The organism is Streptomyces sp. NBC_00209 (assembly GCF_045206345.1).
In the GTDB taxonomy this organism is placed as follows: Bacteria; Actinomycetota; Actinomycetes; order Streptomycetales; family Streptomycetaceae; genus Streptomyces.
On record NZ_CP108121.1, the window covers coordinates 5,252,704 to 5,274,841 of the forward strand.

Here is a 22,138-nt window from a genome sequence, read left to right on the forward strand (position 1 = left end):
AGCTTCGCAAGCCGCGATTTCCCGACCGTTGCCCTCATGTGAACCCCGTGTTACCGAGGTTTCCCCCGGCGCCCCGGGGGGTCGCGGTCACCCCTCGATGAACTGGTAGTCGCTCACGATGCGGCCGTCGGGGCCCAGCACGAGGACCTCCAGCCCCACACCGGCGGCCTCGCCCCCGTCCCGGGGCGCCATCTCCCAGGTGAACTTGACGACGTCGTGGAGCCGGTCGGCGTTGCCGCGCGACCGGAAGACGAAGGTGCCCGGCGCGACGAACTCCTCGTGGGCGCGCGTCACCCGGAAGTCCAGCGCCTCGTACCCGCGCGCCTCCAGCAGCAGACGGCCGAAGCCCAGCCCTTCGGCGGCCTCCCGGATCTCCTGCGGAGGCCGCAGTACGTGGACCGCGTCGGCGGACCACAGGGCGCGGACCGCGGCCCGGCGGCGCTCCGCGTCGGGCTCGTTCCACACGGCGACGTAACGGTCGGTGAGGTCGTGGATGTCGATGTCGGCCATGGCTGATCCCCTGGTTCGCGAAGGTCCGGTGTGCGGCAACGACCTTCCTGCGCCAGGTGACGCGCGGCAATTCCCCGCAGGGAATGGCGGATCAGCAGACGATCGGGATACACAAGGGGGGTGATCGGCGAATCGGCCGGAGGCGGTCTCGCCCCCGCGTTACGTGAGTGGCGCACCCGGCGGCGTGTCAGCCAGCTGGAACTGGCCACACGCGCGGGAACGACGCAGCGGCACGTCAGCTTCATCGAGAGCGGGCGGTCGAGCCCAGGCCGGTCGATGATCATCCGGCTGGCGGAATCCCTGGAGGTGCCGATCCGCGAGCGCAACGACCTGCTCCTCGCGGCCGGATTCGCACCGGTCTACCCGCAGACCCGCCTGGACGACCCCAGGCTCGCACCGATCCGCACCGCCCTCGAACGCATCCTGTACGGCCACCTGCCGTACCCGGCCGTCGTCGTGGACCGGCACGGCGACCTCACCGCGGCCAACACCGCCTTCCACACCCTCACCGCCGGGGTGGCCCCGCACCTGCTCGAACCGCCCGTGAGCGTTCCCCGGGTCCTGCTGCACCCGCAGGGCCTCGCGCCACGCATCGCCAACCTCGACGTATGGGCCTGGCACGTCATCGACCGCGTCCACGCCGAGAGCGTGCGCAACCCGGACGACCGGCTCCGCCGCCTCGGCCACGAACTCACCGGCCTCGCCCCACCGCGTCCGCGCGACGCACCGGACCACCTCGGCTTCGCCGTACCGCTGCGCCTGCGCGCACCCGATCCGGCCGACGGCAGAGAGCTGACGCTCATCACCACCCTCACCCACTTCGGCACCGCCACCGACGTCACCGTCGCCGAACTACGCCTGGAGGCGTTCCTGCCGGCCGACCGGGAGACCGGCGACCTGCTGGCCGAACTGCACCGGACCGGAAGCCCCCGATCCCCGGAAACCGGTGGTTCAGGCGTTGCGGCCTCCGGGGCGCCACCCGGCACACTGGACCCATGACGACACCCGAGACCCCCCTGCGCATCGGCCTGGCCGGCACCGGACCCTGGGCCCGCAACACCCAGGCACCCGCCCTCGCCGCACACCCCGGCGTCGTGCTCAGCGGTGTGTGGGGCCGCCGAGCGGAGGCCGCCGGGGAGCTGGCCGCCGCGCACGGTGCCCCGGCGTTCTCCGGTGACGCGGGGCTCGACGAGCTGTTCGCCACGAGCGACGCCGTCGCCTTCGCGCTGCCGCCCGACGTGCAGGCCCCGCTGGCCGCCCGCGCCGCAGCCGCCGGCTGCCACCTGATCCTGGACAAGCCGGTCGCCACCACGGTCGCCGGAGCCCGCGAGGTCGCCGAGGCCGTCGAGCAGGCCCGGGTCGCGTCCGTCGTGTTCTGCACGCTCAGGTTCGCCCCGCGCCCCGCCGCCTGGATCGCCGAACAGGCCGCTGCGGGCGACTGGTTCACCGCCCGCGCCGAGTGGATCGCCGCGCTCTGGGCCCCCGGCACCGACAACGACTACGCCGCGTCCCCCTGGCGCCGCGAGCGGGGCGGCCTCTGGGACGTCGGCCCGCACGCCCTCTCGGTCCTGCTCCCGGTCCTGGGCGACGTCACCGAGCTGACCGCCGCCCGTGGCCCCGCCGACGCCCACCACCTCGTCCTGCGCCACACCTCGGGAGCGTCCAGCACGGTCACCCTGGCCCTCGGCGCGCCGGTGGCCGCCGCCGGGGTCGAGGTCGTCCTCCGGGGCGGGCACGGCGTCGCCGAGCTGCCGAGGTGGGACGGAGCGGTGGACGCCTTCGCGGCGGCGGTCGACGCGCTGATCACCTCGGTACGCACGGGCGAGCCCCACCCCTGCGACGTACGCTTCGGCCTCCGCCTGACGGAACTCCTGGCAGAGGCGGAAGCCCAGGCCCACGGGGAGTAGGGGCCGGGTCGGCCGCGTCCCGAGCGCGTCCTAGGACGCGCCCCCGCGCCCCAGCGCGTCCCGGACCGCCTCCTCCGACCGGCCCACGACCGCCGTGCCGTCCTCCGCCGTGATGATCGGCCGCTGGATCAGCTTCGGGTGCCCGGCGAGCGCGGTGATCCAGCGCTCCCGGGCCTCCGCCTCGCGCGGCCAGTCCCTCAGGCCCAGCTCCTTCGCGTCCGCCTCCTGGGTCCGCGTGATGTCCCACGGTTCGAGGCCGAGCCGGTCGAGCACCGCCCGGATCTCGTCCGGCGACGGCACGTCCTCCAGGTACCGGCGGACCGTGTAATCGGCCCCCTCCGCGTCGAGCAGCCCTACCGCGCTGCGGCACTTGGAACACGCGGGATTGATCCAGATCTCCATGGGGCCCACGGTACGGGACGGAGCTCGCCGGAAGGGCCGAAAACCCCTCTGGCCAGGGGCGATTGTCAGTGGGGGCCGGTAGAATGGGAGTCAGTTCGTGAGGGTTTCCGAAGAGTTCCGCCACCGTGCCAGGAGGTAGCCCATGGCCGTTGCCGCAGTCACGACCAAGCCGCTCGACAAGCCCCTGCACCAGCCCCTGACCAAGAAGCCGCTCCCCGCCGGCCGCCCCCGCGAGTGGTACGTCTCGCACAACCGCCGCCTGAAGGCGATGCGCCTCGCGATCGCCCTGCTCGACACCGGCGTCTACCTCCCGTCCAGCGCGAACAACGCCCGGATACGCGCGACCGCCGCGCGTCTCGGCATCCACCCGCCGTCCGACATCACCTGCCGCATGGTCCGCGCGCTCATCCGCTACGGCCGCTGACCGAGGCAGGGCGGGCCCCGGAATCCTTCCGGGGCCCGCCCCCTCAATAACCGTCGCAGGTCGCCGTCGCGTACGCGCCCGAGGCCGAGTCCGTACGCCGCGTGCCGTCGTCCACGGTCACCGAGCACGCCACATCGCCGCCGCCCCGGCCCACGCTCACCACGAACGAGCCGCCGCTCATGAAGCCCTTCGAGTCCAGCTCCCCGGCCCACGGCAGCGACCGCAGCGCCACCCGCCCGGTCGACAGCTCCTCACCCCGCCACGTGCTGTACGTCAGCACCACGTCGCGGGCGGTCCCCGTCACCTCGTACCGGATGTGCACCTTCCGCGAGCCCTCCGAGTGGAGGACGTCCGACAGCACCGCCATGACCGCCCCCGCGGCGAGCGCCAGCAGCACGGTGACCAGCAGCAGCACCCACGGCCACATCCGCCGCCGGGGCGGCGGCGGGACCGGACCGCCGGGCGGAGCCTGCTCACTCATCCCCCCACCCTCCGCGCTCCGGCCCCGCACCGCGACCCCTCGGGGCCGTCCGGCTACAGATACGGCTGGGTGATCAGCTCGATCGCGTGCCCGGCCGGGTCCTTGAAATAGACCCCCCGCCCGCCGTGCTCGGTGTTGGTCTCCCCGGGCCGCTTCATCTGCGGATCGGCCCAGTGCTCGACCCCGCCCTCGACCAGCCGCCCGTAGGCCCGGTCGAACAGCTCCTCGTCCAGGAGGAACGCGTAATGCTGCATCTGGATCTCCACCGGCGGCTCCGCGAACTGGAGCAGCACGCCGCCCTCCAGCTGGACATTGACGAACGGTCCCCAGGACGGGGCCTCGTCCAGCTCCAGCAGCTCCCGGAAGAACCGCGCGGACGCGTGGCGGTCCACGGCGGCGACGATGGTGTGGTTGAACGAAACGGACATGCTTGACGACCTCGTGATCTCTTCGGCTCGACACAGTGGATTCGTACGGTGTACGAGCCGGGGGAGGCCCCCGCGCCAGGGATGCGGAACACCCGGCGGGGCACGTCCGGCGGGGGCTCAGCCCACCACCGGATAGCCGTTCCGTGTATGGCGTATCGCCGGTCCGGTGTTCACGGGCACGACCTTACGGGCGATCGTCGGCCAGGTACAGTTGTTTGTCGCCCGAGGACGTGCGCGTACGCGTGTGCAGCTTCCACGCCCGGCCACCGCGGACTCCGGTGGACGCCCCTCCGACCGACAGGTACGCCTCCTTGTCCTCCGCATCGCCCTCCACCGCGCCCGCGTCCCCGTTCCGCCTGCGCGCCCTCAAGCCCGACTGGATCTCCGACCCCAAGGTGTGGCGTACGGAGGTCCTCGCCGGACTCGTTGTCGCGCTGGCCCTCATCCCCGAGGCGATCTCGTTCTCGATCATCGCCGGGGTGGACCCCGCGATCGGGCTCTTCGCCTCCTTCACGATGGCGGTCACGATCTCGGTCGTCGGCGGACGCCGCGCGATGATCTCCGCCGCGACCGGCGCGGTCGCCCTGGTGATCGCCCCGGTCAACCGGGAACACGGCTTCGGCTACCTGGTCGCCACCGTCATCCTGGCGGGCGTCTTCCAGATCGCGCTGGGGGCCTTGGGCGTCGCGAAGCTGATGCGGTTCGTGCCGCGCTCCGTGATGACCGGCTTCGTCAACGCCCTGGCGATCCTGATCTTCATGGCCCAGGTGCCCGAGATGCACGACGTGCCGTGGGCGGTCTACCCGCTGATCGCCGGGGGCCTGCTGCTGATGGTGTTCTTCCCGAAGGTCACCCGGGTGATCCCGGCACCCCTGGTCTCCATCGTCGTGCTCACCACGATCACCCTGGCGGCGGGGATCGCGGTCCCGGCCGTCGGCGACAAGGGCGCGCTGCCCTCCTCGCTCCCCGTGCCCGGCCTGCCCGACGTGCCGTTCACCCTGGACACCCTGACCACCATCGCCCCGTACGCCCTGGCGATGGCGCTGGTCGGCCTCATGGAGTCCCTGATGACCGCGCAGCTGGTCGACGACATCACGGACACCCGCTCCGACAAGACCCGCGAATCGGTCGGCCAGGGCATCGCCAACATCGTCACCGGCTTCTTCGGCGGCATGGGCGGCTGCGCCATGATCGGCCAGACGATGATCAACGTTCGCGTCTCCGGTGCCCGCACCCGCCTCTCCACGTTCCTCGCGGGCTCTTTCCTGATGGTCCTCTGCATCGTCTTCGGCCCGGTCGTCTCCGACATCCCGATGGCGGCGCTGGTCGCGGTGATGGTGATGGTCTCCTTCGCCACGTTCGACTGGCACTCCATCGCCCCGAAGACCCTGCGCCGCATGCCGGTGGGGGAGACCGCGGTCATGGTCATCACCGTCGCCATCGTCGTCGCCACGTCCAACCTGGCGATCGGCGTCGTCGTCGGCTCGGTCACCGCGATGGTGATCTTCGCCCGCCGCGTCGCGCACCTGGCCGACGTCACCGCGGTCGTGGACCCGGACGGCAGCCAGGTCGTCTACTCCGTCACCGGCGAGCTCTTCTTCGCCTCCTCCAACGACCTGGTCACCCGCTTCGCGTACGCCACCGACCCCGACAGGATCGTCATCGACCTCACGGCCACCCACATCTGGGACGCCTCATCGGTCGCGGCCCTGGACGCGATCGAGACGAAGTACGCCCAACGCGGCAAGACGGTCGAGATCGTGGGCCTCAACCAGCCGAGCGCGACCCTGCACCGCACACTGAGCGGCGAGCTGACGGGCGGGCACTGAGCTACCCGGCGCGTGCCGCGCCCTCCCTGGCCACCTGCGTGAAGGCAAGCACCAGGCTCGGGAGGGCGACGGCGGCCGAGATCAGGAAGATCGCCTGCGGGTTCCACCACAGCACGATCACCGAGGCCGCCACGAACCCGCAGACGCTGATGAAGTTGTCGATCATCGTGTCGATGCCCTCGACCCGGCCGAGATACGCGGCCGGAATCCTGCTCATGTACAGGGACGTCACCGACACGTTGTACGGGGCGTTGGCGAGCGCGCTGATGGCGACACCCACCCCCAGCACGTAGACGTTCGGCGCCACCCCCATGACCACCTGGGCCACGCACAGCCCCAGCATCGACACCGCCATGAGCCGCCCCAGGAACGCCTGCTTCGCCAGCGCGGTGGCCAGCACGGCGGCGATCACCGCGACCGCCCCGTTCAGCGAGTAGATGTACCCGAGAGCCGAGGCGTGCAGCGCGAAGGTGCGCGCGACGACGAAGATCAGCCCGTAGCTCGTGCACGCGGTGAGGAACGCGATTCCGTACGAGGCGAGCAGCAGCGCACGGATGTCCTTGCTGCGCCAGACGACCCTGACGCCGTCGGTGAAGTCCGCCCAGTGACCGCCGCTCCTCCCGTCCTCGCCCGGTTCGGCGTCCACCGGCAGGGGCTCGGGCGCCTTCAGCACCCGGCGCAGGCTCCGGAGGATCACAGCGGACACGACGAACGACGCGCTGTCGACGACGAAGGCGAGGCTCGCGGAGCCGGTCGCCAGGGTGATCGCGGCGAGGGACGGCCCGACGATCTGCACGACCCACTGCCCGGTCTCCATGAACCCGTTGGCACGCGGCAGCCGTTTCGCGCTCACCAGCCGCGGCAGCAGCGAGAACGACGAGCTGGTGAAGAAGACACCGACGCCGTTGCCCACCGCGATCAGGACGAGCGCGGGGACCGTACGCGAATCGAGCGCACACCACGCGAGCCCGAGGCCCACCCCCGTACGGACCAGATCGGAAACGATGAGCACGCTGTACTTGTCGTAACGGTCCGCGATGACCCCCGAGAGGCCACCGAGCAGCATCCCGGGCAGATTCGCCAGCAACACCACGAGCAGCCGGGCCCCGGTCGAGCCCGAGGTGGCGTTGAAGATCCACACGTTGACGGCCAGAAGCCGGAAGGCGTCGCCCAGGCCGGACACGAGGAACGACGTGTAGAACAACCCGAAGGCGGCACGGCTCTCCCGCTTCCCGGCACGGTCCGCGCCGGGTCCGGCTCGTACGGTCATCGAGTCCCCGCCCCCAGGCGACAGCCGGCATCCTGACGACGCACAGCATGTCCATGGCGGGAATCCACCGCAATCGAATAAGGCGGGCGCCCCTCCGCGAGCCGTCCCGGCCCCTCGGTCAGGCACGGCCCAGGAGCGCCCGTACCACCGAAGGCCCGGTGAAGTCCTGTGCCAGGGCATCCATCAGCACCTCGTCGCAGATCTGGCCGAGCCAGTATCCGGCCTCGCGCAGCCTCCCTGCGTGCCGGAACCCGGCATGCTCGTACGCCTTGATCCCGGCCGCGTTCGGGGCCAGCACCTTGAGCCACACCATGCGCAGACTGGCCACGTGGAACGCGTAGTCGAGCGTCAGACGAGTCGCTTCGGCGCCGAGACCGCGTCCACGGGCCTCGCGCGCCAGCATGACGACGAACTCGGCGGTACGTACGGAATCGTCGGGCAGCAGAGTGGTGACGCCGACCGGGACGGGCTCGGCGCCGGCCAGGTCGTAAACGGTGAAGCGGATGTTGGCCCCCCGGAGCTGGTGCTGCATCCCTTCGGCACGCGCCTCCAAGGACTCGGGGGCCTGGCGGCCGTAACCGATCATCAGGGTGGGGTCCTGCTCCCACTTCCAGTACGTCTCGACCAGGTCCGCGCGGTAGGGCCCGAGGCCGCACGCCTTGGCGGTCAGCCACAGAGTCGGCTCAGTCACGGGGTGTCTCCGATCGTCAGGAGGGGCGTGTAGAGGAGCGTGGACGCCGGTTCGGCTGCGGGGGCTCCGTCGCCAGTCTGGACCCACGCGTGCAGGCGTACGGGGTCCGGCGCGACGCCGTGGCACCAGACGACGGACCGGCGCCGCAGGGCGAGGAGGAGCACGGCGGCGGCCGACTCCTCCAGACAGGCGGTGCGGGCAGGTGAATACCAGGCGGCCCGGCGCACGGCGAGGACGGCACGCTCGGCCTGCTCGGGGGTGGCGGGGTGGGTGGTTGTCGACGTGGCCGCGCGTATGGCGTCGGTGATACGTCGCATGGCGGATTCCTTCCTCCCCGCTGCTTTCACCGCCACGACACCGGAGAGGGCGGCGGCTGCGGTGAAGCTCCACGTATCGCGGGGGACGGTGAGGCCGGCGGGATGCTCCGCGCTGCCCCAGCTCGCCTTCGGCGCGGTCGACGGGGCGGGCTCTGGCGGAATCAGGCAGCGCACGCCACCGGTGTCGTAGTCGATCACGACCTGCACATGGCCGAAGTCGACGGACCGCTCCATTACTCCACCTTTCCGGGGACAAGGGCGACCCACACGGGATCAGGGGTGTGGGTGATGGTGTGCAACCAGGCATCGGCAGCCAGGGCCTGCTCGATGTGCGCGAGCGGCATCGGGACCCCGGCGGCGGCGTGGCGGATCTGCTCACGGAATCGCTTCGCGTCGATCAGGCCGAGCGCCGCCAGGTTCATGCCTCCGGTGTCGAGGAGTTGGGGAAGGGCGGCGCGCAGTCCGCCGTAGTGGTCTGCCTCGAAGGCACCCTTCGTGGTGCGAGCCACCAGTTCGGCGGGGAGGAGATCGGCGAACGCCCGCTTCAGCACCGGCTTGTAGGCGTAGAGAGGGGGACGCAGACCGACTGGGGTCCTTAGCACCGCGTCGACCACGGAGGCATCCAGGAATGGATTGTGCAGATCGATTCCGCAGGCGTCTGCCAGCTCGGCGTCGGCCACCGCCGTACGTGCCACCTCGCGGATCTCGTCAACGAGGATGCGTACCGAGGCGTCCAGGCCCGGTAGAGGGTCGGGCGCGGCAGCGTAGTCCTCGGCGGCCTCGGTGAGGAGACGTACGGCGGATGGGTCCGCCCATGCCGGTACGGGCAGGGTGGAGAACCACCTGACATCACCCCGAGTCGGCTTGACCCCTCTGGTCAGCTCGGTGGTGAGTGCTGCCGAGGAGCCCTCGCGGGTGGTGGCCGTCATCATTGATGCGGAGCGAAGCAGTGGGACGACGGCGATGTGCCGAAGCCGAGCCCACCCGAATGCCTCGCGGACCGCGCGGGTGTAGCGACGATGGCGCAGGAGATCGGCGAGCTGGGCCGGCGGCTGGAAGAGGACGCTGTCCCCGCCGTCGCCGGTCAGATGAGTACGGGTACCGAGTTCGCGGCGCATCCAGCGGAATTGAGCCACAAGCCGGGTCTGCGTAAGCGTGGAAGGCGCGGGTTCGTCGGTCACGGGGACGTTGGTGAGGTCGGTGTACGGCCGGTGTTCATTGCCGAGGGGGAGGAGGCGGTGGCGGAGCCGGCCGTCGGAGGCCGTAGCGGTGAGCCGGGCGTAATGGAGGTCGGCGCCGTCGAGGACACCACGGGGGTGGATGGTGACAGCGTTCACCGGATCCGGCGCGCTGCGGGAAGCGAGGACGGCGACCGTGGAGGAGTCGAGACCACCGGAAAGGTCGCTCGACAGTGCCGGGTCGGTGTCGGCGCGGAGACGTACGGCGGCAGTGAGGGCGTTACGCAGGCGCAGGTGCGGTGGCGGCCCGTTGAGGGGGTCGGGGCACCACGTGGTGCTGTACGTGTACCGGTCTCCGGTGGCGGGCAGTTCGATGCGGCTGCCGGGCGGGAGCTGTTGGACTCCGGCGAAATACGTACGGCCAGAGGCCAATACGGGCACGGATGGAGCGAGGAACGCGCATGCCAGACGCTTGGTGTCGACGTGAGCGCCCGCCAGGGCGCCGAGGTAGCGGGCCGATGTCGACCACGCCCAGGCCCCTTGCCAGGCGACTGCGTACAGGGGCAGTGCGGCGGCCGGGTCGGTGTGGAGGACCAGCCCGTGTGCCAGCTCCTCCAGGACCGCGTAGGTGCCCGGCCACTGCCACGTCGCGCGGGTGGGCACGGGGCAATCGGCGAGGGTCTGTACCTCCTCGGCGGTGGCTCCGCACAAGCCGATGACATGGACACGGCGGCCGTGCCGCCGCGCTGTGCGGATGGGTATGTTGCCGAGCCGCCACAGAGATGACGTGGTGAAACTCTCCGCGCCGAGTGGGCGAGGAAGGCCGGGTCGGATGGTGCTGAATCCGCCGATGGGCAACGTGTCCTCCCGATCCTTCGAAGGGGGTGCGGCCCCACCCGAAGGCTGGGGCCGCACCCGTGCGACAGGGGTCAGCAGTTGTACGCGCGGCGCTTGTCCTCCGACTGTCCGCCGCCTTGGCCCTCGGTCAGCTCGGCGACGTCGCCGAGGTCGACCGCCACCGGCTTCCTCTCGGGAGTGGTGACGCCGTTCTCGTTGCGGGTGTCGATCATGGAGATGCTCCTTCGGTGGATGCGCGAGTGCTGCCTGGTGGCGCCTCCGCCCGGGGCCGGTGATCCGGCGGGGCGGAAGTTGGCGGGCTGTCCGCCGGGTGTACCGGTGACGGCCGGAATGAGCACGGCGACAACGGTGTGCGCGAGGCCGTCGCCCTCGCTGTCTCATGGGATGAGCTGAAGGTTGTCCGCCGACGTCGTCCACTCGACCCCGGATGCGGGCCGCACATGCGCGACGCGGACAGTCCTTCCGTTGGTCCTCTCGTGGACGATCGCGGTGAGTTCGCCTTCGCCCCGGCTCGCGATGTCGCGGACCTGCCGGCGCAGCCAGGGGTGGTCGTCCTCGTGGAGGAATGATTCGAGGCCGAGGCGGTCATCGTGTGGCCTCCTCGTCGAGCAGGTCGTTGTCCTCGAACCGAGCGAGGAACGCCGCGAACCCTTCCTGGGCACGGGCCGTCAGGTCTGAGCTCGGAACGCCGTACTCCGGCTGCTCGTCGGAGGGGAGGGGCGTGGTCATCGCGCACTCCTACGGGTGGGGTCGGTACAGCGGGCCGCACTACGGACAGGGCGTGGTCGCTGCTGAGGGGGAGCGGCCCGGAGCGTTCTTCGGCTTCCGGGGCGTGTGATCAGTCAACGACCGTCAGGCGGCTGCGGACAGGAAAGGTCGCGGTCGATTCGCCCAAGACCAAGCGGAAAACTTTACGTTCGCATGACCCGGCGGCTGTTCCGGACGTACCGGCCCGGCTACGTTCTGTCGCATGGGAGCGAACGTCATTCTGAGAGGTCGAATGGATGAACTCGGCCTGACACAGGACGAATTAGCACGTCAGATGAATGTCGCGCTCGAAGAAATCGGGAGGAGGCCGGGGGATGTGTCCGCGCGGACGGTGCGCAATCTTCTCAACGGCAGCACCCGCAGGCCGATCGGCCGCACATGCGCCGCACTCGAAGCGGTATTCGGGTGCCCCGCAGCGGATCTAGGGTTCGTCCCACCACGCACCGCCGTACGAGCGGAGGACCCAGTGCACCGCCGCACCTTCCTTGTCGCGGCGACCGGAACCGCCGTCGCTGCCGCTGCCCCGCCACGCCTCACGCGGCTGGGGCAGGCCGACGCCGACCGGTTTCATCTGGAGTACACCGAGCTCCTGCGCGATGACGCGCGGCTCGGCGGGGCGGGGAAGATCGAGAACAAGGCCATCGAGCTCGCGTCGCGCATCCAGTCGTCGCTCGCCGGCGACGGGGCCTCGGACCGCGTGCGGCGCCAGATGTACCGACTGGCCTCCGAGGCCACGTGTCTGGCGGCCTTCGCCGCCATCGACGCAAGTGCTCCTCGGCGTGCCCGCTCCCACCTCGACAAGGCCCTCCCCCTCGCGGGTTTGGCGCGTGACGGGGAAGCCATGTACCGCGTTTGGGACCACCTGATGCTCACCTCCAGCCAGCGCGAGAACCACGCCGAGGCGGCGGCCGGTGCCGAGGTCATGAAACGGTCCTCGACCGCCCGGCGCGACCCGCTGTACGCGTCGCTGGGACACATGCGGTACGCGAACGCCTTGGCGAGGTTGCATCAGCCCACCGAATCCCTGCGGGCCATGAGTGCCGCGGAGAAGGCGTTCGGACGAGCCGACGGGGAACAGCCCTCCGCGTGGATCTCGTTCTACAACCGAGCCGAATTCGACGCCCTGTCGTCGTACGTCTGGACCGCACTGGGAGAACACGAGCGGGCCGAGTCCTGCCTCCACCGCACTCTTGTGGCGATCCCCGACGACATGGTCCGCAACAAGGCCCTTTACACGGCGCACCTGTCGCTCGCCCAGGCGAGGCAGGGAGAGGCGGAGCTTGCCGCCGGAACAGGACGCCGCGCGTACGAGATGCTGCTGCCGGCGTCCGGATCGCGGCGCACGACGAGGACGATTGCCGTCACTCGCCAAGTCATCGAGGCCACGGGCACGAAGGCGCCCGAGGTCGTGAGCTGGATCGAGGAGTCACGCCGATGGATCTGAAAACGTACACGCACGCCGACGCCCCGGACGTGCGCTCCCTGCTCCTGGACATACACGACGAGGTCTACGCGGACGAGCCCGACCCGTTCCACTCGCGCGAGCGGTTCTCGTACTACGTCGACCTGTGGTCCGGGCGCGAGGACTGGCTGTGCGTCTCGGGCTGGGAGGACGGCGGAGCGGTCGGGTACGCGTACGGTTCGAGGTTCAAGCCGGGCGGCTGGTGGAAGGGCGCGGACCGGCCCAGGGGTGTGCGAGGCCGCATCCTCGCTCTGTCCGAGCTGATGGTGGTGCCCCGGTGGCAGGGGACCGGCCGGGCGCAGCAGATCCACGACGCGCTGATCCGATCGGTCGAGGTCGACTTCGTGACGCTCCTGGTCGACTCCACCCACCCGAGAGTGCAAGCCCTGTACGAGAAGTGGGGCTACGAAAAGCGAGACGAGGCCAAGCCCTCCGACGACTCCCCGCTGTACGCGGTCATGGTCAGGACGCTGCGAGAGAGTTAGCAAGGAGCTCTGCCGCTCTCCGCGGAGAGTGGCAGAGCCCGGTCGAAGTGCAGCTGGACGAATCCTCTGACCTGGGTAGACGGCTATGGCCGGATGGTTCGGTGCACAACGGATGGACGAGAGGGTCGTCCTGCCAGAAGGTGGGTCGTTGCGATGCTGGCAAGGGCGGACGAGCGCCAGGCATCGACTGGATCCAGCCGTCCTGCAGGGTCTGCCCATTACCTGGAAGGGGCCTCTGCCACACTCCACACCTGACGTACCAGGCAACGAATGGGTCTGATGCAGCGTTGGGTGACAGGTTCAGTCACGCGGCCTGGAGGGCCTGTGTGGTCATGACGGTTTCGTATTCGACGGGTGTGAGCCGGCCGAGGGCGGCTTGTCTGCGGCGTCGGTGGTAGGTCCGCTCGATCCAGGTCACGATGGCGATGCGGAGTTCTTCGCGGGTGGTCCAGGTGCGGCGGTCGAGGACGTTCTTTTGCAGCAGGCTGAAGAAGGACTCCATGGCCGCGTTGTCGCCTGCCGCTCCGACTCTTCCTATCGAGCCGGCCATCTGGTGGCGGCTGAGCGCTTGTACGAGTTTCCTTGATCGAAATTGCGATCCTCTGTCGCTGTGCAGGATGCATCCGGCGACGTCCTGGCGCCGGGCGACTGCGTTGTCCAGGGCGGTCACGGCCAGCCGGGACTTCATCCGTGCGTCGATGGAGTAGCCCACGATCCGGTTGCTGAAGACGTCCTTGACCGCGCAGAGATAGAGCTTGCCCTCGCCGGTGGGGTGTTCGGTGATGTCGGTGAGCCAGAGCTGGTTCGGGCCGGTCGCGGTGAAGGCCCGGTTGACCAGGTCGTCGTGGACGGGCGGGCCCGCCTTCTTTGTCCGGCCGCGTTTCTTGCCGAACACGCTCCACCATTGGTTGTTCCTGCAGATCCGCCACGCGGTGCGGTCGGCCATGTCGGTGCCGGCGTCGCGGGCCTCGTCGGCCAGGAAGCGGTAGCCGAACTCCGGGTCGTCGCGGTGGGCGGAGAACAGCGCGTGTGCGCGATGCGCCTCGGCGAGCTCGGCTGGGGTCACCGGGTCTTCGAGCCAGCGATAGTAGGGCTGTCTGGCGAGCTTCAGCACCCGGCACGCGACCGTGACGGGCACTCCGCCTGCGGCCAGCTCTTTCACGAGCGGGTAGATCCTTTTCCCGGCAGGTTCGCCTGCGACAGATAGGCCGCCGCCCGCCGCAGAACCTCGTTCTCCTGCTCCAGCAGCTTGATCCGCCGACGGGCTTCCCGCAGTTCCACGCTCTCCTGACTGGTCGCCCCGGGCTTCGTGCCGTCGTCGATGTCGGCGCGGCGCATCCACTTCCACAACGTCATCGCGTGGACGCCGAAGTCGGCGGCCACCTGCTCGACAGTGACGCCCGGGCCGCGGTTCCTCGCGACCCGCACGACGTCCTCGCGGAACTCCTGGGGATAAGGCTTGGGCACAGCAACATCCTTCCCACCTGCCCTACACGGCAAGCCAGTTCAGATGTCACCCGTTCGTGCGGCAGACCCAATCGGGGGTATGCACGCCATGGCGCAGACGAGAAAGGGATACTACCGGGCAGCGCACTACGTGAAGCCGTCGACGGTATCCAGAAAAGCCAAGAAGCCGGCGTTCTGGGTTGTCGCGGTGGGTGTGCTCTTGCTGATCGCCGCTTGGAATACCGTCTTCGGTGACGACGGCGACAAGACGATGCCAGAACCTCAGAAGACGGTCCAGTCAGTCACGGAGTCGCCGTCGCGTTAGTTGTCGGAGCGCTCGTCCCCAAGCAGTCGCGGTGCGGGTGTCCTGGCTCCGGGGCCGCTGCTCCTCGGAATCAGGTGCCGCTGTAGTGGGGTGATCAGATCGCAGCTGATGCCAGCGCAGTTGCCAGTCGCTCAGCCGCTCGTCCGGCAGTCCGCAGGCGGTCAAGTAGACGCTGGTTGTCTGCCAGGTTCTGGGAAGATCCTTGCGGTTGAGGAGGGTACTGATCGTTCCGGTCGAGATCTGGCCGCCGGAACGGTGGCTGATTGCTGAGTGGGTAAGGCCGCTGGTGACGCGCACTTGCCCCAATGCGTTGATGAACCCTTCGACGCTGCGGATGGCTGCCGGATCTGGCCATGCGCGGAGGTCGGCGGAGCCCGCTCGGTGGCTGACGGACACTGGTGCTCGGCTGAAGGCGGGGTTCCAGCCCAGTGCGAGCTGGCCGTTGCTGTTGCGTTCTCGTCCTTGAGGGACGGGATGCCCCTTCGCGGAGAGGGATTTCCTCAACTGTAGGAAGACATTGTCGAGATCGAGCTGTTCCGGGCCTCCGGCGATACCAGTGGTGAGGATCGTGAGAAGCTCACCGGTGAATGCAGTGTGAGGCTCCCCGGGCGGGGCGAGTGCCTGACGGGTCTCCGAAGCTGCGGCGAGAAGGTAGGTCCCCTCGACATCCGCTTGGGCGGCCAGATCTGAGGGCCCCATTGTTCCCAGGGCCAGGCCCGCGTAGCAGCAGTCAAGTATGACGACAGTCCGCTCCGCTCTTCCCTCCAACAACGCGCCTCGCAGCCAGCTGTATTGAAGTCCCGTCTCCACTCGCTGCTGCCTGGATTGGGGTAGCCCCAGATAGAGTTCGCCCTCTGGCGTGACCAGCCCATGCCCCGCGTAGTACACCAGCAGCGTGTCCCTGGCCGCATCTGCGGCGTCACGCAGGGTATCCATCACGGCAATCGCATTCGTCGGCTCGGAGAGCACGTGGCAGTCGTCTCGGTTGAGATTCCAGGACGTGGGCCCAGTGAGCAGATCGGCCAAGGAGTTGAGGTTGTTGGAGACAGCCGGCAGGTCTTCGAGGAAGGTGTAAGTGCTAGTTCCTATCAGGACCGCCTTCGTAGCGCCGGCGTCCGGAAACACGCTCAACTCGTAGAGCCTCTCTGATCGTCTCCCCGGTCCTCCCGAAGCAGCCGGGTGATCCGCTCGATCTGTTCATCGCTGCAGTCCGTCAAGGTGTCGATGAGATCGTGATGCCGGACGGTGACACGAGAGGCCCGCGGCCGTGTCTGCTTCCACGCAGCAAGCGCCAGAGTGAAGTTCGCGGCGTTCCATCCGTTCTCGGTGATCAACTGCAGAACGTCGGCCGCTGCCCCCATCTCGCCCTCGCGCGGCGGCTGCTCGCGCATCTCCAAGGTCGCGGTCCGACGGATATCAGGATCCTGACGAAGCCAGGCGAGCAGCGAACGGAGTTCGTCGTTCGACGGCTCGACGCGAACCTCAACGCGCATGCGATCCCCCTGTTGCTGTGCTCCGAGTCTTGGCGGTCTTCACCATGGTCGCGGATGAGCGGGTGCGCGGGGCTGTCTTCACTGAACCTCGCTGAAAGAGGTTGGCCTCCGCATGATCCTCGCAGCCGACGGGATCGACGTCGTCCTTCCAGCACGCCTCGACCAGATCCGCGCAGTAGGGCCCCAGGCCGCAGGTCTCGGTGGTCAGCCACAGAGTCGGCTCAGTCACGGGTGTCTCCGATCATCAGGACGGGCGTGGGCACTGGCAGAGTCTTCTCTGCAAAGAATCCTATGCAGAGAAGGCTCTGCAACCTACGCTGCTGGCATGCCCGACGAACCGGAACGCACAGCACAGCCGGCCAAGCCCACCCGGCGCCTCGATGCGCGCAGCCTGCGGGGACTGGCCCATCCGCTGCGGATAAGCATCTTCGAACTGATCAGCCTGGACGGCCCAGCCAACGCCACCGGGCTCGCCGAACGCCTCGGGGAGAACACCGGGACCATCAGCTGGCACTTGCGGCACCTCGCCGAACACGGCTTTATCGAGGAGGAAACCGGACGGGGCACGAAACGCGAGCGCTGGTGGAGAAGGGTCGACGTCTCCAATGAGCTGAACACTGCCGATTTCCGCGACGATCCCGACACCCGGGGCGCGTTGTCGGTCTACCTGCACGAACTGCTTCAGCAGCACTTCAACCGGGTCGTGAACTACATCGGCGAGGACTGGGACGACACGTGGCGGAGCGCCGGCACCGTCTCGGACTGGAGTGACCTGCGGATGACCCCGAAACAGTTGGAGGCACTCAACGCGGAGCTGATGGCTGTCATCACCCGCCATACCCCTGCTCCGGACGCCGAGCCCGCCCCGGACGCGCTCCCCGTCGTCGTGCAGCTCCAGTCCTTCCCGCGCAAGGAGCGTGGCTCCGCATGAGCCACGGCATACGCGGTGGCCTCCTGCGCCGGCACCGCGATTTCCGTCTGCTGTGGTGCGGCGAGACCACCGGCAAGTTCGGTGCGTCGGTCACCGGGGTGGCGATGCCACTCGTCGCCGTCTCCACCTTGCACGCCAGTACGTTCGAGGTCGGCCTGCTGAGCGCCGCCGCCTGGGTCCCCTGGCTGATCATCGGTCTCCCGGTCGGTGTCTGGGTGGACCGGCTGCGCCGCAGGCCGATCATGCTGGCCGCCGCGGCGGTCTCCCTCGTGCTCTTCGCCGCCGTCCCTGTCGCCGCGTGGTCCGGCCGGCTGGGTATCGGACTACTGCTGGCCGTTGCCCTGCTGGCAGGCACGGCAACGGTGTTCTTCCAAACCGCCTACACCGCCTATCTCCCCACCCTCCTGGACCCCGATGACCAGCCCGAGGGCAACGCCAAACTACACGGCAGCGCATCCGCCGCGCAGATTGCCGGGCTCGGCTCCGGCGGCCTGATCGCACAGTTGGCAGGTGCGGTGAACGGCATGTTCGCCAACGCCGCGACCTTCCTCGTCTCCCTCCTGTGCCTCGCAGGGATCCGGCATCGCGAGCCGCGCGTCACCCGGACCCAAAACCGCCCCACCTCACTGGTCGGTGAAGTCCACGAAGGACTGCGGTTGATCGCCTACGACCCCTGGTTTCGCACGTTCGCACTCTTCGGAGCCGCATCCAACCTGGCCCTCATGGGATACCAGTCGATCCAAGTGGTCTTCCTGGTCCGGAGCGTGGGCCTGGCCCCGGGGGCGGTCGGCGCACTCATCGCGGCGACCAGCGCCGGAGGCGTAGCCGGGGCATTCGCCGCACGCCGGGTCGCCCACCGGATCGGCACCGCCCGCGCGACCCTGCTCTTCGAACTGGGACTTCCCTCACTCGGTCTGCTCATTTCGTTGACCACCGGCGGAGCCGGGATCCTGCTCTTTGTGACAGGTGGCTTCAGCGTCTGCGCGGGGGTTGTCGCCGGCAACATCATCAAGGCGAGCTTCCAGCAACGCTACTGCCCGCCGGATCTCCTCGGCCGTCTCACCGCAAGCTCTGCGTTCCTCAGCTACGGAGCGATCCCTGTCGGAGCGCTGCTCGGCGGCCTGCTCGGAACCGCAGTCGGCCTCCGCACCGCCATGGCCATCGCGACAGCGGGAGTCCCACTTGCCGCGCTGATCCTGCTCTTCTCCCCGATCCGGCGCTCCCGCGACCTGCCGACGTCGCGCCGGACAAGGAGCAATCCCGAGGAGGTGGTGAAGCTGTAGCGGCCGGGCACGGCAGAGAGCCCTGCCGCTCTCCGTGGAGAGTGACAGGGCTCTTGCTCTGGCGCAGCCGCGATTTACAGGTCGAAGTACAGCTCGAACTCGTGCGGGTGCGGGCGCAGCTGGATCGGGGCGATCTCGTGGGTGCGCTTGTAGTCGATCCACGTCTCGATCAGGTCGGACGTGAAGACGCCGCCGGCCTGGAGGTACTCGTTGTCGGCCTCAAGGGCGTCCAGGACGGCCGGGAGGGACGTCGGGACCTGCTGGACGTTGGCGTGCTCCTCGGGAGCCAGCTCGTACAGGTCCTTGTCGATCGGCTCGGCCGGCTCGATCTTGTTCTTGATGCCGTCCAGGCCGGCCATCAGGAGCGCCGAGAAGGCCAGGTACGGGTTGGACGACGGGTCCGGGGCGCGGAACTCGACGCGCTTGGCCTTCGGGTTGGAGCCCGTGATCGGGATGCGCATCGCGGCGGAGCGGTTGCGCTGCGAGTACACCATGTTGACCGGGGCCTCGAAGCCGGGCACCAGGCGGTGGTAGGAGTTCACCGTCGGGTTGGTGAAGGCCAGCAGCGACGGGGCGTGCTTGAGGATGCCGCCGATGTAGTAGCGCGCCATGTCCGACAGGCCCGCGTAGCCCTGCTCGTCGTAGAACAGCGGGTCGCCGCCGGCCCACAGGGACTGGTGGACGTGCATGCCCGAGCCGTTGTCGCCGAAGATCGGCTTCGGCATGAAGGTCGCGGTCTTGCCGTTGCGCCAGGCGACGTTCTTCACGATGTACTTGAAGAGCATCAGGTCGTCGGCCGCGGCGAGCAGCGTGTTGAACTTGTAGTTGATCTCCGCCTGGCCGCCGGTGCCGACCTCGTGGTGCTGGCGCTCGATCTCCAGGCCGCTCTTCTGCAGCTCCAGGGACATCTCGGCGCGCAGGTCCGCGTGGTGGTCGACCGGTGAGACCGGGAAGTAGCCGCCCTTGTAGCGGACCTTGTAACCGCGGTTGTTCTCGACCGCACCGGTGTTCCAGGCGGCGGCCTCGGAGTCGATGTGGTAGAAGCTCTCGTTCGCCGACGTCTGGAAGCGGACGTTGTCGAAGACGTAGAACTCGGCCTCGGGACCGAAGTACGCGGTGTCGGCGAAGCCGGTGGAGGCGAGGTACGCCTCGGCCTTCTTGGCCACGTTCCGCGGGTCACGGCTGTACTGCTCGCCGGTGATCGGGTCGTGGATGAAGAAGTTGATGTTGACGGTCTTGTCGCGGCGGAAGGGGTCGACCCGGGCGGTCGACAGGTCCGCGCGGAGCGCCATGTCGGACTCGTGGATGGCCTGGAAGCCGCGGATCGACGAGCCGTCGAAGGCAAGCTCGTCGGCCGGGTTGAAGGTCGCCGCCGGCACGGTGACGTGCTGCATCACGCCGGGCAGGTCGCAGAACCGGACATCGATGAACTTGACGTCGTTGTCGGCGATGAACTTCTTCGCGTCGTCGGCGTTCTGGAACATCCAACTCCTCCTACTCCCGGCCCGGGAGGGACGGGGTTGCAGCTCGTTGTGTGACCAGTGCGGTGGCACACGCTGGACCCGACCATAGGCAGACCGGATTTCTCAAGCATGACCCATTTGTTTCGCCGAAGTTAACCGGCGCGGCTGCGAGGAGCGGTCGTACGAGCCCCGTACCGCCTCTGTGGCGTGGCCTTACGGGCCTGCCGGCCGTTCCAAAAGGGCGTCCGAGGAGTGGGACGGCCCAGGGGACGCCACCCGCGCGGCAAGGCGTGCGGCAGGGCGCAGTACCGTGGTCGGGTGGACAATAGGCAAGCAATCGGATCGTGGCTCTCCGGGCCGCGCGCGGCCGCCGAGGACATGGGAGCCGACTTCGGCTACCGGGGCAAGCGGCTCGGCCTCCCCGAGCAGGGCCCGGGGGCCGTCGCCCCGCTCGGCCGGCGCTTCGGGGCCCTCTTCATCGACTGGGCCCTGTGCATGCTGATCGCATACGGGCTGTTCGCTCGCGGTGACCAGCAGGCGTCCGGGAACTGGGCGCTCGGCATCTTCCTGGTCATGAGCGTGCTCACCGTCGGCACGATCGGCTGCACTCCCGGCAAGCGCCTCATGGGCACCCGGGTCGTCGCCGAGGAGGGCGGCCGCCTCGGCCTCGTCCGGGTCCTCATCCGCAGCGTCCTGCTCTGCCTGGCGATCCCGGCCCTCGTCTGGGACCGCGACGGCCGCGGCCTCCACGACCGCCTGGCCCGCGCGGTCCAGGTCCGCGTCTGAGGCGTACGCCACGTGACGGGGGCGGGCCGTGAACCACCAGGTTCACGGCCCGCCCCCGTCACGTGGCGACACCGGCGCGACGGCCGTCAACCCGCCTGCCGGACTTGGCGGCTGGAGGCGGTGAGCACGGCGACCACGGCAAGCCAGCACCCCAGAGTGAACGTGGCGGTCCGCGCCCCGTACGCGGCGATCAGCACACCACCCAACATCGTCCCTAGTGACAGTGCTCCGGTGACCAGGGTCTGTGCCGCTGCGGCGACCCGGCCACGCGCGGCGTCCGGGGTGACCCGCATCCGGTACGCGTTCACCGCGACCGAGTACACCGGAACCACGACTGATTCGGCGGCCGCGACGGCGGCAAGCACCATCCAGGACGGGGCGACCGCGTACAGCGGGAATACCGCGGCCTCCACCATGAGCATCACCACCGCGATCCGGCCGAGTCGGTACCGTGCCGCCAACCGGTCCGCGGCCGCGGCTCCGACCAGCGCGCCCACCGCGGCACCGGTGAAGACGTACGCCGTCTGCGTGGCAGACGCACCCACAGCCTGAGCCAGGGCAACGATCACCAGGTAGCCGGCACCGTAGCGCAGGCTGTCCCCGGCCTGGGCCAGTGTCAGGCGCCGTAGCACCGGGTCGTTCCAGAGCCGTCCGAGGCCCTCGCGGATCTCAGCAGACAGTCGCCGGGACGACTGGGCAGGTACCTGGCGCGGATCCTGGCCGCGCAACGGGCCCTTGATCAGTCCCAGCGACACGGCCGAAAGCAGGAACGAGACCGCGTCCACGGCAAACGGCACCGCTCGTCCCACCCCCCAGGCCAAGGCGCCGAGCGAGGCCCCCGTCACCCGCACCGTGCTGGACAGCCCCTGTCCCACCGCCAGTGCGCGCGGCAGCAGCACCGACCCGACGATACTGGGCAGCGCGGCAGTGTTCGCGGCCTGGAAGAGCGTTGACAAGATGCCAGTGACGAGCGCGAAGCCGTAGAGCATCGGAAGGGTCAGCCGCTCCAGAGCCATCGCCAGGGCCACCGCGCCCGCGGCGACGCCCCGGCCGACCTCGCACCAGAGCATCGTGCGTCGTCGGTCCCAGCGGTCGGCGAGCGCGCCGGAGACCAGTCCGAACAGCAAGTACGCGGCGGTGTTGACGCCCAGGACCAGCCCGGCCTGCCCGGATGGCCCTGCTAGTGCCGTGACGACCAGCAGCAGGGCGAAGCCCTGTATCTGGTCGCCGATCGAGGAGACGGCCTGACCGGAGGTCAGGATCAGAAAGGGGCGGTTGCGGCGTAGTGGACGGCGAGCGACATCGCCGAAGGTAGACACAGTGTTACGCTCCGTTATGACTAGGGGCTGCAAGGGTCCGGGGAACCTCATCGAGCCGCTAGACATCGGAGACGGAGCGCAT

At 69.2% G+C, this 22,138-nt stretch carries 24 protein-coding genes; 9 read left to right on the plus strand and 15 right to left on the minus strand.

All coding sequences use genetic code 11. The annotated features are described in order from the left end of the window. Nucleotides 1-87 precede the first annotated feature (87 nt). The gene (locus OG867_RS23860) at nucleotides 88-510 is read right to left on the minus strand and encodes a hypothetical protein (protein WP_406288287.1); all 423 of its coding nucleotides are present in this window, start codon (nucleotides 508-510) and stop codon (nucleotides 88-90) included. 120 nt (nucleotides 511-630) lie between these two features. Here OG867_RS23860 and OG867_RS23865 point away from each other — a divergent pair, with 120 nt between their 5' ends. Continuing rightward, nucleotides 631-1,509 (plus strand): helix-turn-helix domain-containing protein, encoded by an 879-nt coding sequence (locus OG867_RS23865; protein WP_406288289.1) that lies wholly within the window; start codon nucleotides 631-633, stop codon nucleotides 1,507-1,509. Further along, nucleotides 1,506-2,417: a Gfo/Idh/MocA family protein gene (locus tag OG867_RS23870; RefSeq protein WP_406288291.1), complete on the plus strand. Its 912-nt coding sequence runs from the start codon at nucleotides 1,506-1,508 to the stop codon at nucleotides 2,415-2,417. Before OG867_RS23865 ends, OG867_RS23870 begins: the two co-directional genes overlap by 4 nt. 30 nt (nucleotides 2,418-2,447) lie before the next feature. Here OG867_RS23870 and OG867_RS23875 read toward each other — a convergent pair whose 3' ends face one another. Next, nucleotides 2,448-2,819, minus strand: coding sequence for an arsenate reductase family protein (locus OG867_RS23875; RefSeq protein WP_406288294.1), 372 nt, complete (start codon nucleotides 2,817-2,819; stop codon nucleotides 2,448-2,450). Between the two features lie 142 nt (nucleotides 2,820-2,961). On the opposite strand from OG867_RS23875, the gene OG867_RS23880 reads away from it, so the two are divergent. Continuing rightward, complete coding sequence (locus OG867_RS23880) at nucleotides 2,962-3,243, plus strand: hypothetical protein (RefSeq protein ID WP_405936455.1); 282 nt, start codon at nucleotides 2,962-2,964, stop codon at nucleotides 3,241-3,243. A 43-nt stretch (nucleotides 3,244-3,286) separates the two neighbouring features. Here the strand turns inward: OG867_RS23880 and OG867_RS23885 are convergent, their stop codons facing one another. Further along, nucleotides 3,287-3,724, minus strand: coding sequence for a hypothetical protein (locus OG867_RS23885; RefSeq protein ID WP_406288297.1), 438 nt, complete (start codon nucleotides 3,722-3,724; stop codon nucleotides 3,287-3,289). Between the two features lie 53 nt (nucleotides 3,725-3,777). After that, nucleotides 3,778-4,152: a VOC family protein gene (locus OG867_RS23890; protein ID WP_406288300.1), complete on the minus strand. Its 375-nt coding sequence runs from the start codon at nucleotides 4,150-4,152 to the stop codon at nucleotides 3,778-3,780. Nucleotides 4,153-4,463: 311 nt separating this feature from the next. On the opposite strand from OG867_RS23890, the gene OG867_RS23895 reads away from it, so the two are divergent. Next, entirely contained in the window at nucleotides 4,464-5,981 is a 1,518-nt protein-coding gene (locus OG867_RS23895) for a SulP family inorganic anion transporter (protein ID WP_406288302.1), read from the plus strand. 1 nt (nucleotide 5,982) lies between these two features. On the opposite strand, the gene OG867_RS23900 is transcribed toward OG867_RS23895, so the two are convergent. The 6 genes from OG867_RS23900 to OG867_RS23925 form a co-directional block, all read right to left on the minus strand. Then, a complete protein-coding gene (locus OG867_RS23900) occupies nucleotides 5,983-7,251 on the minus strand; it encodes an MFS transporter (protein WP_406288305.1) in 1,269 nt (422 codons plus the stop codon). Between the two features lie 118 nt (nucleotides 7,252-7,369). Continuing rightward, nucleotides 7,370-7,942, minus strand: coding sequence for a GNAT family N-acetyltransferase (locus tag OG867_RS23905; protein WP_406288307.1), 573 nt, complete (start codon nucleotides 7,940-7,942; stop codon nucleotides 7,370-7,372). Beyond that, nucleotides 7,939-8,493 carry a lasso peptide biosynthesis B2 protein gene (locus OG867_RS23910; RefSeq protein WP_406288310.1) on the minus strand — a complete coding sequence of 185 codons (555 nt, stop codon included), beginning with the start codon at nucleotides 8,491-8,493 and terminating at the stop codon, nucleotides 7,939-7,941. Before OG867_RS23910 ends, OG867_RS23905 begins: the two co-directional genes overlap by 4 nt. Next, nucleotides 8,493-10,352 carry an albusnodin/ikarugamycin family macrolactam cyclase gene (locus OG867_RS23915; protein WP_406288312.1) on the minus strand — a complete coding sequence of 620 codons (1,860 nt, stop codon included), beginning with the start codon at nucleotides 10,350-10,352 and terminating at the stop codon, nucleotides 8,493-8,495. The genes OG867_RS23910 and OG867_RS23915 overlap by 1 nt, the downstream gene beginning before the upstream one ends. A 14-nt stretch (nucleotides 10,353-10,366) precedes the next feature. Beyond that, entirely contained in the window at nucleotides 10,367-10,507 is a 141-nt protein-coding gene (locus OG867_RS23920; RefSeq protein WP_406288315.1) for an albusnodin family lasso peptide, read from the minus strand. A 373-nt stretch (nucleotides 10,508-10,880) separates the two neighbouring features. After that, complete coding sequence (locus tag OG867_RS23925) at nucleotides 10,881-11,024, minus strand: hypothetical protein (RefSeq protein WP_406288318.1); 144 nt, start codon at nucleotides 11,022-11,024, stop codon at nucleotides 10,881-10,883. 241 nt (nucleotides 11,025-11,265) lie between these two features. Here OG867_RS23925 and OG867_RS23930 point away from each other — a divergent pair, with 241 nt between their 5' ends. Continuing rightward, nucleotides 11,266-12,507: a helix-turn-helix domain-containing protein gene (locus OG867_RS23930; RefSeq protein ID WP_406288321.1), complete on the plus strand. Its 1,242-nt coding sequence runs from the start codon at nucleotides 11,266-11,268 to the stop codon at nucleotides 12,505-12,507. After that, nucleotides 12,498-13,010: a GNAT family N-acetyltransferase gene (locus tag OG867_RS23935; protein WP_406288324.1), complete on the plus strand. Its 513-nt coding sequence runs from the start codon at nucleotides 12,498-12,500 to the stop codon at nucleotides 13,008-13,010. Before OG867_RS23930 ends, OG867_RS23935 begins: the two co-directional genes overlap by 10 nt. Before the next feature lie 304 nt (nucleotides 13,011-13,314). Here the strand turns inward: OG867_RS23935 and OG867_RS23940 are convergent. From OG867_RS23940 to OG867_RS23950, 3 genes are all read right to left on the minus strand, one after another. After that, nucleotides 13,315-14,477 (minus strand): IS3 family transposase gene (locus OG867_RS23940; RefSeq protein WP_406288327.1). Its coding sequence is split into 2 segments (ribosomal slippage): nucleotides 13,315-14,190 and nucleotides 14,193-14,477, totalling 1,161 coding nucleotides; the frame shifts between segments, so codons are not numbered across the junction. Nucleotides 14,478-14,754: 277 nt separating this feature from the next. Continuing rightward, complete coding sequence (locus tag OG867_RS23945) at nucleotides 14,755-15,906, minus strand: caspase domain-containing protein (protein ID WP_406291150.1); 1,152 nt, start codon at nucleotides 15,904-15,906, stop codon at nucleotides 14,755-14,757. A 2-nt stretch (nucleotides 15,907-15,908) separates the two neighbouring features. Continuing rightward, on the minus strand, nucleotides 15,909-16,274 hold the full coding sequence (locus tag OG867_RS23950; protein ID WP_406288330.1) for a hypothetical protein: 366 nt from the start codon (nucleotides 16,272-16,274) through the stop codon (nucleotides 15,909-15,911). A 325-nt stretch (nucleotides 16,275-16,599) separates the two neighbouring features. Here OG867_RS23950 and OG867_RS23955 point away from each other — a divergent pair, with 325 nt between their 5' ends. Both OG867_RS23955 and OG867_RS23960 read left to right on the plus strand, forming a co-directional pair. Beyond that, nucleotides 16,600-17,205 carry an ArsR/SmtB family transcription factor gene (locus OG867_RS23955; RefSeq protein ID WP_406288332.1) on the plus strand — a complete coding sequence of 202 codons (606 nt, stop codon included), beginning with the start codon at nucleotides 16,600-16,602 and terminating at the stop codon, nucleotides 17,203-17,205. After that, nucleotides 17,202-18,488: an MFS transporter gene (locus OG867_RS23960; RefSeq protein WP_406288335.1), complete on the plus strand. Its 1,287-nt coding sequence runs from the start codon at nucleotides 17,202-17,204 to the stop codon at nucleotides 18,486-18,488. Before OG867_RS23955 ends, OG867_RS23960 begins: the two co-directional genes overlap by 4 nt. 74 nt (nucleotides 18,489-18,562) lie before the next feature. Here the strand turns inward: OG867_RS23960 and glnA are convergent, their stop codons facing one another. Continuing rightward, nucleotides 18,563-19,972: a type I glutamate--ammonia ligase gene (gene glnA, locus OG867_RS23965; RefSeq protein ID WP_328899850.1), complete on the minus strand. Its 1,410-nt coding sequence runs from the start codon at nucleotides 19,970-19,972 to the stop codon at nucleotides 18,563-18,565. Nucleotides 19,973-20,269: 297 nt separating this feature from the next. Here glnA and OG867_RS23970 point away from each other — a divergent pair, with 297 nt between their 5' ends. Then, nucleotides 20,270-20,737, plus strand: coding sequence for an RDD family protein (locus tag OG867_RS23970; protein ID WP_406288339.1), 468 nt, complete (start codon nucleotides 20,270-20,272; stop codon nucleotides 20,735-20,737). Nucleotides 20,738-20,823: 86 nt separating this feature from the next. On the opposite strand, the gene OG867_RS23975 is transcribed toward OG867_RS23970, so the two are convergent. Then, a complete protein-coding gene (locus tag OG867_RS23975) occupies nucleotides 20,824-22,056 on the minus strand; it encodes an MFS transporter (RefSeq protein ID WP_406288342.1) in 1,233 nt (410 codons plus the stop codon). Between the last annotated feature and the right edge of the window lie 82 nt (nucleotides 22,057-22,138).

Excerpts from the sequence above, each read along its gene's own strand:
- OG867_RS23900 (WP_406288305.1), bottom strand. The coding sequence starts at position 7,251 with ATGACCGTACGAGCCGGACCCGGCGCGGACCGTGCCGGGAAGCGGGAG.
- OG867_RS23935 (WP_406288324.1), top strand. The coding sequence starts at position 12,498 with ATGGATCTGAAAACGTACACGCACGCCGACGCCCCGGACGTGCGCTCC.
- OG867_RS23870 (WP_406288291.1), top strand. The coding sequence starts at position 1,506 with ATGACGACACCCGAGACCCCCCTGCGCATCGGCCTGGCCGGCACCGGA.
- OG867_RS23955 (WP_406288332.1), top strand. The coding sequence starts at position 16,600 with ATGCCCGACGAACCGGAACGCACAGCACAGCCGGCCAAGCCCACCCGG.
- OG867_RS23880 (WP_405936455.1), top strand. The coding sequence starts at position 2,962 with ATGGCCGTTGCCGCAGTCACGACCAAGCCGCTCGACAAGCCCCTGCAC.
- OG867_RS23960 (WP_406288335.1), top strand. The coding sequence starts at position 17,202 with ATGAGCCACGGCATACGCGGTGGCCTCCTGCGCCGGCACCGCGATTTC.
- OG867_RS23925 (WP_406288318.1), bottom strand. The coding sequence starts at position 11,024 with ATGACCACGCCCCTCCCCTCCGACGAGCAGCCGGAGTACGGCGTTCCG.
- OG867_RS23890 (WP_406288300.1), bottom strand. The coding sequence starts at position 4,152 with ATGTCCGTTTCGTTCAACCACACCATCGTCGCCGCCGTGGACCGCCAC.
- OG867_RS23930 (WP_406288321.1), top strand. The coding sequence starts at position 11,266 with ATGGGAGCGAACGTCATTCTGAGAGGTCGAATGGATGAACTCGGCCTG.
- glnA (WP_328899850.1), bottom strand. The coding sequence starts at position 19,972 with ATGTTCCAGAACGCCGACGACGCGAAGAAGTTCATCGCCGACAACGAC.
- OG867_RS23875 (WP_406288294.1), bottom strand. The coding sequence starts at position 2,819 with ATGGAGATCTGGATCAATCCCGCGTGTTCCAAGTGCCGCAGCGCGGTA.
- OG867_RS23860 (WP_406288287.1), bottom strand. The coding sequence starts at position 510 with ATGGCCGACATCGACATCCACGACCTCACCGACCGTTACGTCGCCGTG.
- OG867_RS23920 (WP_406288315.1), bottom strand. The coding sequence starts at position 10,507 with ATGATCGACACCCGCAACGAGAACGGCGTCACCACTCCCGAGAGGAAG.
- OG867_RS23910 (WP_406288310.1), bottom strand. The coding sequence starts at position 8,493 with ATGGAGCGGTCCGTCGACTTCGGCCATGTGCAGGTCGTGATCGACTAC.
- OG867_RS23885 (WP_406288297.1), bottom strand. The coding sequence starts at position 3,724 with ATGAGTGAGCAGGCTCCGCCCGGCGGTCCGGTCCCGCCGCCGCCCCGG.
- OG867_RS23950 (WP_406288330.1), bottom strand. The coding sequence starts at position 16,274 with ATGCGCGTTGAGGTTCGCGTCGAGCCGTCGAACGACGAACTCCGTTCG.